Genomic DNA, 17,334 nt, shown 5'->3' with positions numbered 1-17,334 from the left:
GGCAGCGGCCTGAGTTGCGGGAGTTGGCGGTCGGCCCGCGACGACGATTCGGCACCCCCGGCCGACCGGGCGGCCCGGAGAAGTAGTTGAACTTCGGGCTCTCTCGGCCCACAAGTGAGGGCCGGCTGCTGCGGTAGGTGGCGAAGCGGGTTCTCGAATTCGCCCTGCATGGCGAGATCACCGATCACCTGGACTATGGCGCGCGCCTGGCCGAGGTCTACGGCGCTGAGTTCTCGCAGCAGACGAATTCCACGATCGCGGACCCGGTGATGGAGGGCCTGACCGAATGGTCCAACCGGGAACGACGACACGGCGTTCGGCTCTGGGGACGGCCGCCCAGACACTGCACGAAATGCTCAATTCGGCCGCGCGAACGGCAACGGATAGGGCTGAATCCGGCAACTGTCACCATCCTTCTGTCATGGATTGTAAGGATTGTCGGAATTAGGACGCTGTCACCTGGCTCCCCCTACGGTGTGCGCAGGGCGGACCGCGCATCAGCGCGTGTGCGCCCGTTGACAGAGATAGGGGAAGCCTATGTTCCGTCACCTCAACGCACGCGCATCTCGTCGGCCGCTCCGCACCGGGGCGGCCGCCTTGCTGACCGCCTTCGTTCTCACTGCCGCGGGCGGCATCGTCCCGGCCGCGGCCCAGGTACCGGCAAGCGAGGCCGCCGCCTCCACGCTGGTGAAGACCGCCCAGAACGTCACCGCGCCCGCCCAGCTCCCGGTGAACCATGGCGACACCGTGAACTGGGCGGTCAGCTACGGCAATGCCGCCACCGGCGGGCCGGCACCGGCGGTCATCACTGATCCCCTCACCGCAGCGGGCACCGCTCAGACCTACGTGCCCGGGTCGCTCACGGTCCCGCCGGGCTGGACTCCCGCCTGGTCCACCGACGGGACGACGTTCACCGGGACCGACCAGGGTGCGGCGACCCGTGCCGTGCGCGCGACGAACCCCGCCGCCCGAGCCGGCGGAACGAGCCTGGCCGCCAATCTGCTGCCGCCCGTTCAGCCCACCGTGCAGTCGACGGGCGGAGACGGCTTCACCCCGGTCCTGCACCGCACCGCTGCCGGCGACGTCGAGGCGTGGAACATCTATCACCATGCCGCCCTGACCGCACCCCAGGTGGTGTGCAGCAACCTGTCGACCGGGCAGCCCTGCACGGGCGGCCCGTGGCCCCGGCCGCTCAACACCACCCCGGGCCCCCTCGGCACCGGTGGCACCGGCAACATCGGCAGCACCCTGACCCCGCAGTACGTCCTCGACCCCGGCCGCCCCGGCATCGTGTACTACCCGGCAGTGACCGCCACCGACCTCGGCGTCGGCTGCCTGGACCTCGCCACCCGCGCCAACTGCGGCTTCTTCGCGCTGCGTGCCGTCGGCGGATCGCCGTCGAGCGCCAACGGCATGGCTGGGCTCGTCGCCGAAAGCGGCAACCTGTACGGCGTCGCGAGCACCGGACAGGTGCTCTGCCTCGGCATCGCCTCGCGCACCCCGTGCGCCGGACAGCCCTTCGCGCCGGTCGTCCGGCCCAACCACGACCTGCCCGGGGCCACAGGTTCGCTGTACCTCGGGGGCATGACGACCGCCGACGGCAAGGTCTTCGCGTCGTCCGCCCCGCAGGCGAGCGGGTCCACCACCGCCGGACCTCCCGAGCTGGGCTGCTTCGACCCGGCCCAGAGCGCGGCCTGCACCGGATGGCAAGGCGCGCACCCGGCCGCACCCACCGCGAACCACTACACGTACAACGCGTTCACCTCCTACAACACCTCCGGCGACGCCAACGGCGTGTGCAGCGCCATCAGTAGTGGTGCCTCCCCGCTGACCACCTGCTTCGATCTGACCGGCGCACCGCTGGCGCCCCCCGCCACCGGACTTGCCACGACCGGTGGCGGCGTCTTGGTCTTCAACCCCGAGGTGGTCGTCACCGCGGACGACACCCGCAGCTACTTCCCCGTCTGGGGCGGGCCGATCGCCGGCGCGACCCTGTGTTATAGCTGGACCAGCGCCCAGCCGTGCGCAGGATTCCCGGCCGTCGCCACGCACGCGAACGTCAACGGCGGCGCGACGCGGGACTACGGGTACACCTATGACGCCACCACCCGCTGCTTGATCGCCCTCGGCGACGCGGGCGTGCTCTTCTCCCTGGACCCCGCCACGGGAACCAGCCCGTGCGTGCACAGCGGCGCCGCCGTCCCCCTGAAACCTTCCGCCTTCTACTGTGACGGGGCACCGGGCCACGTCCAGGGATACACTGCCGCGCGCCTGGAGGGCATCGATCTCGCGCACGTCAACCTCGCGGCCTCGGCCGTCTCGGTGACCGACCTGGACGGGACCGTCATTGCCAACCCCGCCCTGACGCCAACAGGAACCGTTGATCTGACGGGCATCTCCGCCACCGCGCATCCCAGCATCACCATCACCGTCCAACTGGTCCTCACCGATGCCGGCGACTTCACCGCCGACAACCACCCCGCTCTCGTCGCGAGCTACCAGGGCGACGCGCCGCAGATCTGCGTGCGCACGGTGGTCACGGCGGACTGTGGAACCACCCAGGTGACGGACACCGCGACGGGGACCGACAGCACCGGATCATTCACCTCCAACGCTGTCGACCTGGCGGTCGCGCCCGGCGCGCAGTGCACGCCCGCGGTGACGGTGAACAAGGAGATCTGCACCGTCGCGAGCGCGCACGCCTGTGGGCCGGCCGGCGCGGGCCCCTGGGCCAAGCAGAGCCCCGTGGGTCTGCTGCAACTGCTCGGTACGGCGTACTGGAGGATCACCGTCACCAACACCGGCCCCGTACCGGTGGCCGGGGTGAGCGTCAACGACAGCACGACCCCAGCCTGTCGTACCGCCGCAGGAACGTTCGCCCTGCCGGTGGGGGCCACCCGCCAGATCTACTGCAGTTCCTTCCTGCTGGCGCTGCCGCTGAAGAACACGGCGTCGGCCACCTTCTCCGCCGTCAACGCCCCGCCCCACACACCCGCGACGACGAGCGCGCCCTCTTCGGCTGTCGCCTGCTCGCTGCTGTGCATCCTGATCCGGGGCTCCGTGGTCTGACCCCAGGCCCTGCCGAGGGGCGCACCACCCGCGGTCTCGCCGGCCGGGCAGGACATCGGTCCTGCCCGGCCACGTCCTCGCCGGGCCGGGGCGGTGGCGGCAGCGCCGTCAGGCGACCGGTCGCAGTGCGTCCGGGGTGAGGGAGGCGAGAGAGGGGTAGCCGTCGACCGCCATGATCAGGTCGGCTTCGGCGAGGAGCGACCGGAGCACGTGGACGATGCCGTCGGTTCCGCCGAGGGCGAGGCCGTAGGCGTAGGGGCGGCCGACGCCGACCGCGGTGGCCCCCAGAGCGATGGCCTTGACCACGTCGGCGCCGCTGCGGATGCCGGAGTCGAACAGGACCGGCAGACCGTCCGCGGCTTCGACGACGGCGGGGAGCGCGTCGAGAGCGGGCAAGCCGCCGTTGGCCTGCCGCCCGCCGTGGTTGGAGCAGTAGATGCCGTCCACGCCCGCGTCCTTGACCCGCCGCGCGTCCTCGGGGTGGCAGATGCCCTTGACGATCAGTGGCAGGTCGGTCAGCGAGCGGAGCCAGGGCAGGTCGCTCCATGTGAGGGGAGCGCCGAAGAGCTGGGTCCAGAGCAGGACCGCGGCCTGCGGATCCTCCTCCGGCGTGCGCTCCAGCCGGGCGCGGAAGGCAGGATCGGTGGTGTAGTTGGCCAGGCAGTGGCCGCGCAACTGCGGAAAGTTGGCGGTGGACAGGTCGCGGGGACGCCAGCCGGTGACCCAGGTGTCCAGCGTGACCACGATGCCGCGGTAGCCGGCCTGCTCGGCCCGGTGGACGAGGCTCGCGGCGAGTTCCCGGTCGGTGGGGGTGTAGAGCTGGAAGAAGCCGGGGGTGTCTGCGAACTCCGCGGCGACCTGCTCCAGCGGGTCGACGGAGAGTGTGGAGGCGATCATCGGTACGCCGGTGCGTGCGGCGGCCCGTGCGGTGGCCAGGTCGCCGTGCCCGTCCTGGGCGCACAGGCCGATGACGCCGACCGGCGCCATGAACACCGGTGAGGGCAGTCGTGTCCCGAACAGCTCGACGGACGTGTCCCGCTGCGTGGGGCTGACGAGCATCCGGGGGACCAGCCCCCAGCGGTCGAAGGCGGCCACGTTGGCCCGCTGGGTGCGCTCGTCGCCCGCACCGCCTGCGACGTACGACCAGACGGAGGGAGGCAGGGCCTTCTCCGCACGCTCCTCCAGCTCCGCGAAACTCATCGGGAAGCGTGGCACCACCCCGCCCAGTCCGTTGAGGTAGATCTCGTTCTGGTAGGAGCCGAACGACTGACCCATGCCTCGTATCCCTTCACCTCGACAGTTGATCCGCAAGCGATCCTCGCATCCTCTGCCCGCCGTGCGGAGGGAAGGTGTCCGACACCTCCTGGTCCCGGCCGTCCCGGCGCGGGGATGGACGGCCGCCCCGGGTTGGTGCCGGCCCGGCCGCCGAGACGGACGTCTTCCAAGACCGGTACCTCCGTCGAGGGCCCACCGTCACCGACACGGGAAGCTACGCCCGGTCCGCGTGGGGCACTCCTAATGACGGATGGTTCGTCAGGAGGCTCCCGTTTGAGACTGTTTCATCATCTCTGCGAAGTCGACCGTGTCAGCCAGCTCTGCAACGGACCGTCCGCCACCCGCGTAGATGCGATCCATGCCCAACCTGTCGATGGCATCGATCATGAGTACCTGGTAGCGCTCCGTGCGGGTCAGGAACTTGTCCATCAAGTGCCGTTCCTCGTACGCAGCTGCTTCGTAGCGGCCCGCTGCATGGACACGGGCGCGTACCACGGCGTCGTCCGTGGTGAGCCACACGGCGGCCGTATGCGGGACCTGGAGTTCCGCGACGCGGGCGGGCCAGAGTGCCGGCCCCTCCAGGACCAGGGGCCGGTGCTACTGATCCTTTCGGGACGATGCCTGCAGTGGGCGGAGGCAGTGGCGTTCTCGGCGGGCAGCGCCGCAGCTGGGGTCGGGCGCATGAAGGCCACCGGCTCCGGCTCGTTGTCTGCCACCCGCGCCCGTGACCATCAACCTGCATGACGTCGACGGCGAGCACTCGCTCGTCTCATCTGAACTACGCGTCGGCCGTGGCTGCCGCCGTTACCCGAGGTTGAACAGCGGTGGCGTTTACCGCGAGCCGAAGTCTCGCGCGCGTTCGGCGCTGCGCGGAGACGGGCGGCGTAGCTGAGGAAGAAGACTTGGGGCGGACCATAGCCTTCGCATGGTCCGCCCTGTGGGCGGCGGTGCGGCAACACCGTGATCCGCCCGAGGTCCCGGTGCACGAGCTGGAGCCTCGACCCCGGTACGTGTCCACAGTGCTTGCGTAGCTACGCGGAGCGCAACTCCAGCTGGGGCTGGAATGCGGAAACGGGCTTCAGCTAGGGAGGTTTGCCAGCTCCAGACACCTTCGAATCGAAGGTAGCCACTGGCCCTCTCTGCGATGACCTGCACGTACCCGGGAGACAACGGCACCCTGGAGCCAGGGCGATGCCGGGGCAGTTATGCCGAAAAACCTGCTTCGACGTTGGTCTGAATCGGCGCCTACTGGAAGAGTTGACAGCGCACGCGGACCGGCGGCAATCGGTCCGTAGAGCTGGAGCTCGACCGGCCGCTGCTGCCAGTAGCGGCCGGGCCCAGATGGCGCTGTCAGGCGTCCGACCCCGAAAGCGAAGTCCCATGGCAAAGTCCCGAAAGAGCAGGGCCCGTGCGGCCCTCGCGGCCGAGTACCTCGCGGAGCACCGTAGCGTCACCGCCAGCGATCCGCTGCCGACGACCACTTCCTTCCCCGCCCCGGACGCGGGCGACAAGGGCAGGCGCCGCCCCCTGAACGGTCCCGAAGCGGTCGTCATCGTCGTCGTGATCATCGCTGCTGTCGTGCTGGGCTTGGCCCATGTGACAGTGGGGGTCGTCATCGCGCTGCTCGCGGCGGCCGGTGCGGTCTCCGTGGCGGTCGTCAACCGCAGGGTGCCCCGTGTGGTCATCCCGCAGAGCAACTGAGCGGGTTGTCATGGGTCGCATCCGAGGAGAGATCGACTACACCGTCCGCCCCGAGCGCGGCAAGCTGGGCGAGTTTCTGCGCAGTGTGCAGGAATCGTCCAATCTGAGCACGGAACAGCTCGCCCAGGCGGCCGGCCTCAAGCACGATCGGGTACGGCGGCTGCTCAATGGCCAGACGCTTCCGCACGACGTGGAGGTGGTGCTGCGCGTCGTCGACGTGAACGGTCGCGGGTCGCTGCGCCGCCGGGCCCGCGTCCTGTGGATGAACGCCCGCGCGGAGGCGAAGGGTAAGAGTCGCCCCAAGCACGTGCCCGAGGCCCTGCTGGTGAGCGATTTCGCGTCGCTGGTCGATGGCATGCGCAAGTTGCAGATGTTCTTTGGCTATCCGTCGGCACGTGCCCTTGAAGCGAAGGTAGGGCCGGGCATGCTCCCGCACACCACGCTCGAGCGCGTGCTCGCCGGCGACCGACTGCCCACGAAGCAGGAGGTTATGGCGTTCGCCCGAGCCGTCGACCTGCCGCAGGACGCTGTCAGCGACTGGGGGGCGGCGTGGGACCGCGCCGACGCCCGGGCGCGGAAGGACCGCGAACGGCAGCAACACGAGCAGCGTCAGCGTCAGCGCGAAGGCCACGGCCTTGATGCGGTGGCGAGCGTCAGATTTCCGGACAGTGCGCTGCACTGGGGGAAGGATGACATCGGAGCCGGCACGCAAGGGTGGATGATGACGCCCGCTGCGCGTCGGCCGCGATCCTGATCGCGAGTCTGGCCGCCGTGGTCCTGCCGGATCACGTCCGGATGGACGACGAGGGGCGCATCCACCTGGGCGCGCCCACGCCGTCCCGATCCATGGCGGCGCCCACAGCGGAGTCGACGTCACCGCCCCTGACACGGGACGCGGTGGACGAGGTGATCCGGTCCGCGGTCAGCGCGGCGGGCATCGACCCGGCGCGGGGCCGCCCGACCGTCGCGGCCGGCGCCAACTTGAACACGACGGGCTGGATGGCCGTCCGTGAGAGGACCGCCGTACTGTCGGAGATGAACGCGATCTGCGCCGACCTGGAGCGCCAGGGCTGGAAGCTGAACCCGAGCGGCGACCGCCCCGACGCCTCCCGCAGCTATAAGCGCGGGGGTTGGTACCTGCTGGTGAGCACGCGCGGGAAGACCCTGGCGCCGTCCGCCACCTCCGCCTTGACCGACTCGCAGACCTACCTGACCCTGACCGGGCTCCGGCTGAACCTTTCCGACATCCCTCTCCCTGAGATCTCCTTCCGCATCGGCTGACCCCCACAGAGAAAGGCACACCGTCTGCGTTGCGGGCACCAGTTCCCGCGGGGTCGGCACCAGTGATCGAAAACGTCGTCGCGCAGGGGGACATGCCGTTAGGGTGACTTTCCGTGGAAGCAGTGAGCGGGGCACTGATCGGGAGCCGGTACCAGCTTGTCGAGCTGATCGGCCAAGGCGGTATGGGCCGGGTGTGGCGGGGGTGGGACCAGGCTCTCGAGCGGGACGTGGCGGTCAAGGAGGTGCTGCTCCCGCCGGGTTTGACCAGCGGTGAACGCGAGCACCTCCTGCACCGCGTGGCGCGCGAGGCGCGCGCCGCCGCGCGTCTGAACCATCCCGGGATCATCACCGTGCACGACGTGGTCGAGCACGAGGGCGCGCCCGTGATCGTGATGGAACTCGTCACCGGGATGTCGCTGGGAGCACTGATCGCCCAGGGGGGCGCGCTGCCGGTCCGGCGGGTCGCCGAGATCGGCGCGGCACTGGTGAAGGCGCTCCAACTGGCCCACAAGGCAGGCATCGTCCACCGCGACCTCAAGCCGGACAACGTCCTGCTGATGGGCGACCGGGTGATCATCACCGATTTCGGGATCGCGCACCTGGCCGACGCGACCACGGCCCTGACCCGTACCGGCACGGTCATCGGCACCCCGTCCTTCATGGCCCCCGAGCAACTGGAGGGCGCGCCGCCGGCACCGGCCGGTGACCTGTGGTCGCTGGGCGCGACGCTCTACAGTGCTGTCGAGGGGGCACCGGCGTTCCACGGGGACACCTTCGGTGCACTCGTCATCGCTGTCGTCACCAAGGAGCCGCGCCCGGTGGTACGCGCGGGTGCGCTCGCGCCGCTGCTGGCCGCGCTGCTGACGAAGGACCCGGCCCGGCGGCCGACCGCCGAGCCGGCGCTGTCCGCCCTGGAGGAGTTGGCCCGCACAGGAACGGCCGTGCCGACCCCGACGGCCCGGGTGACGCCGCCGCCCGCCGGGGCGTGGCTCCCGCCGCAGCCGTCGCACGCCCCGTCAGTCGACGGTCTGGCGGCGGTGCCGTTCTTCCAGCCCGCCGGCTCGGGTCTGCCCGTCCAGCCGACAACCGCCGCCGGGGCTCCGGCCGGCACCGGAGCCCGCGCGCAGGCCGGCCCCGTCGCGGCGGTGGTGCTGCGTTTCATCGGTTGCATGGCGCTGCTGTGGATCATCGGCTCCACCTTGCCGTGGAACTATCTCGATACGGTGCCCTCGCGGCTGCTGCCCACGGTTTTGGCCATCACCGCCGTGTTCTCGCTGATCAACGCGGTGCCCCGGCCCCGCTGGCACCCGGCGGTGGGCTGGCTGGTCTTCGTCGCGTTCGATCTGGCCCTGTACTCCGTCGTCAAGCACGTTGTCGTGCCCGCGCTGTTCGGCGGCGCGACCGAAACCGGCTTGAGCGACGTCCCGCGCGAGATGGTGATCAACCTGGTGCTCTACGGCACAGGCGCCTGGCTGTTGTGGTGGAGGGTCCCGGGCAGCCGCGCCGCCCGATGAGCGGGTCCTCCCCGTGGGGCAGCCGTCTCGCCTGTCCCTGTGACCGCGTCAGGTGGGGGAGCCGTAGTACGCCTGGCGCATGAGCTGCCGCATGTCGGCGAGCATCGGCATGCGGGGGTTGGCGGGTGCGCATTGGTCCTCGTAGGCATTCATCGCCTGCTTGGGCAGGGCTTCCAGGAACGCTTTCTCGTCCACGCCCGCGGCCTTGAAGGACGGCGGGATACCGACGGCGTCACGCAGCTGCTCGACGGCAGCGGCGAGCGACTCCACTCCCTGTTCCGGCGTGGAAGCAGGCAGGCCGAGGGTTCGGGCGATGGCCTGGTAGCGCTCGGGGGCAATGTAGTTCCGGTACTTGGGCCATGAGGTGACCTTCACCGGTGCGCTCCCGTTGTAGCGGATGGCGTGCGGCAGCAGCAGGGCGTTCGTGCGTCCGTGCGCGACGTCGAAGGTCCCGCCCAGGGTGTGGGCCATCGCGTGGACGACACCGAGGAAGGCCGAACCGAAGGCCATGCCGGCGATGGTGCCGGCGTTGTGCATCTTCTCCCGGGCGACCAGGTCGTGCGGGCCATCGGTGACGGCCCGCTCCAGATGGTCGAAGATCAGCCGGATTCCTTGCAGGGCGAGCCCGTCGGTGAAGTCGTTGGCGTAGACCGAGACGTAGGCCTCGATGCAGTGCGTCAGGGCGTCGAATCCGGTGTCGGCCGTGACTGCCTTCGGCAAGTGGGTGGTGAGCGCCGGATCGCAGATGGCGATGCTGGGGGTGAGGGCGTAGTCCGCCAGCGGGTACTTCTGGCCGGTGGCGGTGTCGGTGATCACCGCGAAGGGGGTCACCTCGCTGCCGGTCCCGGACGTCGTCGGGATGCACACCAACTGGGCCTTCTCGCCGAGGTCGGGGAAGGTGAACGCGCGCTTGCGGATGTCGAAGAACTTCTCCTTCAGATCCGCGAAGTCGATGTCAGGGTGTTCGTACATCAGCCACATGACCTTGGCCGCGTCCATCGGTGATCCGCCGCCCAGCGCGATGATGGTGTCCGGCTGGAAGGCGTGCATCAGCTCGGCCCCCTTGGTGACGGTGTCGATGCTGGGGTTGGGCTCGACGTAGTCGATGACCCGGATCTCGCAGGGCGTCGCGCGCCGGTCGAGGATGCCGCGGACACGCTGGAGGTGACCGATGTCCACCATGGTCCGATCGGTGACAATGACGACCTTGCGAGCGCCCCGCATGTCAGCCAGATACGTGATGGAGTTGCGCTCGAAGAATATCTTCGAGGGGACCTTGAACCACTGCAGGTTGGTGTTGCGCCGCCCGATCCGCTTGATGTTCAGCAGGTTGGAGGCTGTGACGTTTCCGGAGACGGAATTGTGGCCGTAGCTCCCGCAGCCCAGGGTGAGTGAGGGCAGGAAGGCGTTGTAGACGTCGCCGATGCCGCCCTGCGAGCTGGGGGCGTTCCAGATCACCCGGCAGGCTTTCACCGCGCGCCCGAACTCCTCCGCGAACGCGGCGTCCTCGGTGTGGACGGCGGCACTGTGGCCGAGTCCGTGGAATTCCACCATGCGCGCGGCAAGCCGTATCCCTTCGGAACGGTTGTCGGCACGCAGCACGGCCAGTACCGGGCAGAGCTTCTCACGCGTGAGCGGTTCGTCCGCACCGACGGAGGCGACCGGGACCAGGATGACCGAAGTGTCCGGCGGAACGCTGAAACCCGCCGCCCGCGCGATGTCGTGCGAGGAACGTCCGACCACGTCGGCATTCAATGCCGCACCCGCGCAGTCGCGGTCGTGAGCCGTACCGACTCCGAAGATGTACTGCTCCAGCGCCGCCTTCTCCTGCGGGCTCGCGACGTAGGCCTTCAGGGTCCGGAATTCCTCCAGCGCCGCCTCATACACCTCGTGGTCGAGGATCACGGCCTGTTCGGACGCGCAGATCATGCCGTTGTCGAAGGATTTGGACAGCACGATGTCGTTCACCGCGCGCTTGAGGTCCGCGCTCCTCTCGATGTACGCGGGGACGTTGCCCGCCCCCACGCCCAGTGCCGGCTTGCCGCACGAATAGGCGGCCTTCACCATCGCGTTGCCGCCGGTCGCCAGGATCGTCGCCACTCCGGGATGGTGCATCAGCGCCGCCGTCGCCCGCATCGACGGCTCCTCGATCCACTGCACGCAATCCGCCGGCGCCCCGGCCCTGACGGCAGCGTCCCGCACGATGCGGGCCGCCGCCGCGGAGCAGCGCTGCGCGGCGGGGTGGAAGGCGAACACGATCGGGTTGCGGGTCTTGAGGGCCATCAGGGCCTTGAAGATGGTCGTCGACGTCGGATTGGTCACCGGTGTGATCCCGGCGACGACACCGATGGGCTCGGCGATCTCGATAATGCCGGTGATCTCGTCGCGGCTCACCACCCCGACAGTCTTCATCCCCGCCATCGCGTGGGTGACGTTCTCACAGGCGAAGACGTTCTTGACGGCCTTGTCCTCGAAGACCCCCCGGCCCGTCTCCTCAACCGCCAGCGCGGCCAGACCGGTGTGCTCCGCCAGGGCCGCCAGGGACGCCTTCCTGACGATGAGGTCGACCTGCTCCTGGGTGAAGTCCGCGTACTCCTCCAACGCCCGGAGTGCTGCGTCAACCAGCCTGTTCACAGCGGGCTCGGCCTCGGGGAGTCCGGTCGTCGACGCCTTCGCGTCGTGGGGGGCATCGGCAAGGTGAGCGCCTGCGATCGGCTTCGACCTGGTCATGGAACCGCTCCTCGGAGCAGAGATGGCGACGGACCGCGCTGTTCGCGATCCCGGGCTGCAGTAGTGCTCTCAGCTTGCGCCGACGGGGCACGCCGCACAGGTGGCCATTCGGCCCTCGCCACAGGGTTGAAGGTCACCATCTGGGGCCGATGGAGCAACCTCCTATCGTCTCCTCCGGCGCCGCCGATCCGCCGTTTCATCCGCTGCAACAGGCGCGGCGCTGTCGGCCTTCCGAAGCGCGCCGGGCCGTGCCCGTTCGACTCACCCTGCCGCTGTTCGCGTCGGTTCCCCGGCCAGGTTGCGGAGGTCGTCGCGTGGCGTGGGGCCCATTAACTCCGAGGTTCGGGCTGCTTCAGGGGCAGCGTGAACCATACGGTCTTACCGTCCTCCATGGGGCGGGCGCCCCAGTCGGTGGCCAGGGCGTCGACGAGCAGAAGTCCTCGTCCCGACTCGTCGCCCGGTTCGGCGTGCCGGAGGTGGGGGATATGGGTGCTGCTGTCGGTGACTTCGACGGTCATCTCCCGCGCGGTGCGGTGCAGTCGCAGGCCCAGCGTTCCTCGGGCGTGGCTGTGGCTGATCGCATTGGTGAGGACCTCGGATGTCAGCAAGCAGGCTGATTCCGTCACTTCATCGCAACCCCAGCTGCGCAGCGTGGTGATCACGAAGTGGCGGCCGGCGGAGACGGAGGCAGGGTCGGCGGGTACCTTCATCGAGGCCGCGGCGACCGGCGACGCCGGGATTCGGGCCAGGAGCAGCGTTACATCGTCCGCATGCCCGTCCGCGTCCGGCCTGAGCGCCGCCAGCACCCTGTCCGAAACTTCTTCCAGGCACACCCCGGACAGGAACGCGCTCTGGAGCTCTACTGCGAGGAGTTTGAGTTGGACGTCGATGTCGGATCGAGGGGTCTCCACGAGTCCGTCGGTGTAGAGCACCAGGGTGGACCCGGCCACGACAGGAACGCAGGCCTGCTGGTAGGGAACGCCGCCGACTCCGAGCGGGACACAGACGGGTGCCGGCAGGTGCTCGACGGAGGTGTCGGGATGCACGAGCAGGACGGGCAGATGCCCGGCTGAGCAGATCGTCACTTCGCCGGCGTCCGGATCCACCGCCAGATAGCAGCAGGTGACCAGCTGGTCGGGCAGGTCGGCGACGAACGCGTCCAGCGCTTTCATCAGTTGTCGCGGCGTGATGCCGGTTTTGGCCAACGCACGTGCAGCCGAGCGCAGTTGTCCCATCACGGCGGCGGCCTCCAGGCCGCGTCCCATGACATCACCTATGAGTACACCGACCTGACCGCCGCCGAGCGGAATGATGTCGAACCAGTCACCGCCGACCCCCGCACCTTGTGTTGCCGGGAAGTAGCGGCTCGCCACCTGCATTTCGGGGAGCTCCGGGGGAGAGCCCATCAGGCTGTGCTGCAGCGTCAACGCGATATGACGCTGCTGCCGGTAGAGCTCGGTGAGTTCTTCCTCGGCCCGCTTACGGTCCGCGATATCCCGCACGATCGAGCAGGAGCCGACGGTCGCGCCGTCACGTCCCTTGATCGGCCAGAGGGTGATGTCGACATCGAGCAGGCGCCCGGACTGGGTGACCCGGAACATCTCGAAGTGCTCGACGCGCTCGCCTCTGCTGAGCCGTTCCAGAAGGCATGCGATCTCATCCTTGCTCTCGGCAGGAGCGAGCATCGCAATGGACTGCCCGATCGCGTCCTCCGCCGCATACCCGTAGAGACGATGGGCCGCGGCGTTCCAATAGGTGATCGTGCCGTCGAGGGTCTTGGCGAGGATCGCGTCCTGCGAGGACTCGACGAGCACGGCGAGTTCGTTGATGCGCTCCTCGGCGGCCTTGCGTTCGCTGACATCCCGGACGGCAGCCGACACGAGCAGTCCGTCGGTCGTCTGGAGCGGGCTGAGGCTGATCTCCACGGGGAATTCGCGGCCGTTCTTGCGTCGGCCGTACAGCTCGAGTCCGGCCCCCATGGGGCGTACTTGTTGGTTAGCGGCATATCCGTGGCGGTGCTTGGGGTGATTGCCGTGGAATCTTTCAGGCACGAGGATCTCGACCGGGTGTCCGAGGAGCTCCCGCCGGGAATAGCCGAACATCGACTCGGTCTGAGCATTGACCAGTCGGATGGTTCCGGCGTCATCGATGATGACCATGGCGTCGGGTGCGGATTCCAGCAGGGCCCGGAACATCACCTCGGCCGGGCTCCCACCATGGACAGACGTCGGCATTCCGGCCCCTTTTATTGCCCGTCCGAGCAGGACAGGATTTATCGGATGATAGCCCTCTTCCTCCGCAATCATGGGCAGGGACTGAATCTGGTCTCTGGCAGTCAGAATTTGTTCACTTGCCGGGGGCCTATGCCGAGATATGTCGTCGGACCGGTGCGCCGATCGGGTCAGAGGTGGTTGCCGACGGCGGTCAATTCGGATGCGATGTCCCGGGCCCACGCCCGGATTTGTTCGCGGTCGCGGAAGTCGCCGCCCTTGCCTTGCTTCCGGAGCCCGCGGGCGATGAATCCACGGGCCCCGTCGGTGAGCTGTCCACCGATGGTGACGTGCCCGCGGGCGCCCAGCTTGGCAGCGATGCGGGCGACCGCAGGCACAGCCGGGATGGCGCGCTCAGTTGCAGAACCGTCGAGCGGTCCGCTGCTGAACAGCCAGACCTCCTGCTCGATCAGCGCCTGGCGGTGGCGGCGGACGAACCGGACCGCTTCTCCCGGCCAGCGGCCCGCGTACAGGCCGGCTCCGAGGATCACGGCATCGTACGCCGCGACGCTGGGGACATCGGAGACGGGCGCGACCTCGGCATCGATGTGCTGTTCGCGCAGCGCCTCGCCGATCCACCGGGCGATCTCGGCGGTGGAGCCGTTCTTGCTGCTGTAGGCGACGAGTGTGCGCTGGGGCTTCGTTGGGGTCATCGGGGTTCCTCCTCGGGTGGTGCACCGTGTGGTGAGCGGTGCTGTCGGGTGGTGCGGGCCGGCTGTTCCCTCAGCGGAGCCGGCGCAGATACGGGTCGTGTGTCTGCTGGGGGAGGAGACGGATACGGACATCGAGCGCGGAGACGGCGTCCGGCCGGGCGAGGACGGGGTTGAGGTCGGCCTCGGCGAGTTGCGGCAGGTCGCCTGCCATCTTCGACAGCCGGTGCAGCAGCTGTTCGATCCCTTCCAGGTCGACCGGCCCGCCGCCGCGGTACCCGAACAGCAGTGGGGCGCAGCGCAGAGCGGTGATCAGTTCGTGTGTATCGCGGTCGGTGAGCGGCGCGAGCCGCGCGGCGTGGTCGGCGAGCAGGTCGGTGGCGGTACCCCCGAGACCGAACAGCACCAACGGGCCGAAGACCTCGTCCTGCACCACTCCGGTGACCAGTTCGATGCCGCGTTCGGCCATGGGCTGGACGACGACGCCGGTCATGGTGTCGCCGAAGCGGGCGGTGAAATCACGGTGGGCGGCCCGCACCGCAGGCTCTCCCTCCAGATCCAGCAGGACCGCGCCCTGGTCGCTCTTGTGGACCTGGCCGGGCCAGTAGGCCTTGAGGGCGACGCGTCGACCGGGGCCGCTCAGGCGGTCCGCCGCGTCAACCGCTTCCTGTTCGTTCCGGGCCCAGGCATTCGGCAGGTGCGGTATGCCGTAGCAGTCGAGCAGTTCCGCGCAGCCGCGCGGGTCGAGCCAGCCGCCTTCGGGGTGCTCGGTGAGGAAGTCGCCGACCAGCGCGCGGGCGGCTTCCGGGTCGGTTCCGGAAAGCTCAGGGACGGACCCTGCCGGCCGGGCCAGCCACCGGGCGCGTTCGGCCGCGTACGCCAGGGCTCCGGCGGCCGCCTGCGGGTCGGCGTAGGCGGGGATCCTGCCACCGGCCGATGTCTCCAGCAGTCGGATTCGTTCGTCCTGGTCGAGGAGGACCGCGGCGACGGTTCGGGAGCGACGACCCGGGACGGCGTGGGTCAGTGCCCGGGTCGGATCGTCGCCGGTCGCCGCGGCCGGCGCGGTGGGCACCAGGGCGACGAGGACCGCGTCGACCGCGCCGTGCGCGGCGATCCGGTCGATGCAGGCGCCCAGTTGCTGTTCCCCCACGGCAGCGGTGGCATCCACGGGATTGGTGGCGGATGCTCCTTCGGGAAGCAGCCGGAGCAGTTCGGCGATCAGATCTGCGGGCAGTTCGGGGACGGTCAGTCCCGCTTCCGCGCAGGCGTCGGCGGCGAGCACGGCCGCGCCGCCCGCGTTGGACACGATGGCCACCCGGCCGCCGGCGGGAAGGGGCTGGCTGTTCAGGAGGGCCCCGGTGTCGAGGAGTTCACCGATGGTGCGGGTGGCGGTGATCCCGGCCTGCCGGAACAGGGCCTGCCGCGTCATCGTGGGGGTCGCGGCCGCCGCGGTGTGCGAGGCGGCGGCGCGCCGGCCCGCCGCGGACCGGCCCGCGTCCACGGTCAGGACCGGCATGGTGCGGGCGACCCTGCGGGCGGTTCGTGAGAAGGCGCGGGGGTTTCCGAACGATTCCACGTGCAGCAGGGCCAGGTCGGTGCGATCGTCCCCTTCCCACCACTGCAACAAGTCGTTGGCGCTGACGTCGTACTTGTCGCCGAGCGAGACGAAGCTGGAGACCCCGATCCCGAGCCGGGCCAATCCGCTGAGCAGGGCGATTCCGACACCGCCGGACTGTACGGCCACTCCGGCGCATCCGGGCCGGGGCCGGTCGGCGGCGAAGGTGGCGTCGAGCCGGACGTCGTCCTCGGTGTTGGCGATGCCCAGGCAGTTCGGGCCGACCAACCGCATGCCGTAGCGGCGGCAGGCGCTGAGCAGACCGGCCGACTGGTGGCCGTCCAGGTTGGAGGTGAGCACGACCAGCGCGCGCACACCGAGCTTTCCGCACTGCTCGGCGATCTCCGGTACGACGGGCGCGGGTACGGCGAGCACCGCGAGGTCCGGGGGGTGGGGGAGAGCGGTCACCGTCGGATAGCAGGGAATACGCAGGACGGCATGGGCGTGGGGGTTGACCGCGAAGAGCCGTCCGGGATATCCGGCGTCACGAATGTTCTTGAGGACGGCCCGTCCGACCGATCCGGCCCTGGTTCCGGCACCGACCACGGCGATGGAGCGCGGTCGCAGCAGCGGTTGCAGGCTCGCGGTGTCCGCGGTCCGGCCACGCTCGTCGACCGCCGCGAGATAGTGCTCGTCCGGGTCGAGTTGGATCGTGCAGTGCACCTCGGTACCGGCGAAGCGGCGGGCGGTGTTCAGGCCCAGGTCGGCGAAGACCTTCAGGACCAGGTGATTTTCCGACAGGGCGTCTGCGGTGAAGGAGGTGATGCCGTCCTTGCGGGCAGCATGCACGAGATGCTCCAGGAGCAGCGTCCCTGCCCCGCAATGATGGAAGGCGTCGGCGACCGAAAGGGCGATCTCGGCGGAGCCAGGGTCGGGACCGGTCTCGTACTCGGCGATCCCCACGATCCGGTCGTCGCAGGTGGCGATCAGCGCGCAGTGACCGGGCCGGGGGCCGGAGCAGGCCCGGTCGGTGGCCTGCGGCCCCGACAGCCGGCTCATGCCGAAGAACCGCAGCCGCATGTTCTGCGCCGACATCCCCTCGTACAGCCGCAGAACCTGGTCACGGTCCTCGGGACCTGCGGGACGGATCTCGACCGTCCTGCCGTCGGTGAGCAGAGCATGGATCTTCTCGGTGCGGTGCGCGGTGTGCGTCATGGCGTGCCTCTCTCCCCTGGGACGTTCCTGGCTCCACGATCCGTCCCTACCGGGGGCGGGCCACAGGGGCTGAC

General features: G+C 69.5%; 10 protein-coding genes and 1 pseudogene. 5 read left to right on the top strand and 6 right to left on the bottom strand.

Annotation, left to right across the window (positions count from 1 at the left end; translation table 11 throughout):
- The first annotated feature begins 537 nt into the window (after positions 1-537).
- Positions 538-3,069, top strand: a complete 2,532-nt coding sequence (locus O3X23_RS25830; RefSeq protein ID WP_269273941.1) for a DUF7617 domain-containing protein — start codon at positions 538-540, stop codon at positions 3,067-3,069.
- Between the two features lie 108 nt (positions 3,070-3,177).
- On the opposite strand, the gene O3X23_RS25825 is transcribed toward O3X23_RS25830, so the two are convergent.
- Entirely contained in the window at positions 3,178-4,344 is a 1,167-nt protein-coding gene (locus tag O3X23_RS25825; RefSeq protein ID WP_269273940.1) for a lactate 2-monooxygenase, read from the bottom strand.
- Positions 4,345-4,602: 258 nt separating this feature from the next.
- Positions 4,603-4,932, bottom strand: a pseudogene (locus tag O3X23_RS25820) (hypothetical protein); the annotation flags it as partial.
- Between the two features lie 792 nt (positions 4,933-5,724).
- Between O3X23_RS25820 and O3X23_RS25815 the strand changes: the two are divergent.
- The 4 genes from O3X23_RS25815 (at position 5,725) to O3X23_RS25800 (ending at position 8,840) form a co-directional block, all read left to right on the top strand.
- Complete coding sequence (locus tag O3X23_RS25815) at positions 5,725-6,045, top strand: hypothetical protein (RefSeq protein WP_269273939.1); 321 nt, start codon at positions 5,725-5,727, stop codon at positions 6,043-6,045.
- A 10-nt stretch (positions 6,046-6,055) separates the two neighbouring features.
- Positions 6,056-6,799, top strand: coding sequence for a helix-turn-helix domain-containing protein (locus O3X23_RS25810; protein WP_269273938.1), 744 nt, complete (start codon positions 6,056-6,058; stop codon positions 6,797-6,799).
- Positions 6,760-7,326: a hypothetical protein gene (locus tag O3X23_RS25805; protein ID WP_269273937.1), complete on the top strand. Its 567-nt coding sequence runs from the start codon at positions 6,760-6,762 to the stop codon at positions 7,324-7,326. The genes O3X23_RS25810 and O3X23_RS25805 overlap by 40 nt, the downstream gene beginning before the upstream one ends.
- A 113-nt stretch (positions 7,327-7,439) precedes the next feature.
- Positions 7,440-8,840 (top strand): serine/threonine-protein kinase, encoded by a 1,401-nt coding sequence (locus O3X23_RS25800; RefSeq protein WP_269273936.1) that lies wholly within the window; start codon positions 7,440-7,442, stop codon positions 8,838-8,840.
- A 48-nt stretch (positions 8,841-8,888) separates the two neighbouring features.
- On the opposite strand, the gene adhE is transcribed toward O3X23_RS25800, so the two are convergent.
- The 4 genes from adhE to O3X23_RS25780 all read right to left on the bottom strand — a co-directional run bounded on the left by adhE (position 8,889) and on the right by O3X23_RS25780 (position 17,260).
- Entirely contained in the window at positions 8,889-11,570 is a 2,682-nt protein-coding gene (adhE, locus tag O3X23_RS25795) for a bifunctional acetaldehyde-CoA/alcohol dehydrogenase (RefSeq protein WP_269273935.1), read from the bottom strand.
- A 329-nt stretch (positions 11,571-11,899) separates the two neighbouring features.
- Positions 11,900-13,804 carry a PAS domain S-box protein gene (locus O3X23_RS25790; RefSeq protein WP_269273983.1) on the bottom strand — a complete coding sequence of 635 codons (1,905 nt, stop codon included), beginning with the start codon at positions 13,802-13,804 and terminating at the stop codon, positions 11,900-11,902.
- Positions 13,805-13,971: 167 nt separating this feature from the next.
- Positions 13,972-14,493, bottom strand: a complete 522-nt coding sequence (locus O3X23_RS25785; protein WP_269273934.1) for a flavodoxin domain-containing protein — start codon at positions 14,491-14,493, stop codon at positions 13,972-13,974.
- Between the two features lie 70 nt (positions 14,494-14,563).
- Positions 14,564-17,260: a bifunctional acetate--CoA ligase family protein/GNAT family N-acetyltransferase gene (locus O3X23_RS25780; protein ID WP_269273933.1), complete on the bottom strand. Its 2,697-nt coding sequence runs from the start codon at positions 17,258-17,260 to the stop codon at positions 14,564-14,566.
- Positions 17,261-17,334 lie beyond the last annotated feature (74 nt).

Source organism: Streptomyces sp. H39-S7 (assembly GCF_027158205.1).
Classification (GTDB): domain Bacteria; phylum Actinomycetota; class Actinomycetes; order Streptomycetales; family Streptomycetaceae; genus Actinacidiphila.
Note: the sequence above shows the minus strand (reverse complement) of the source record. Positions and strands in the feature narration are given on the sequence as shown.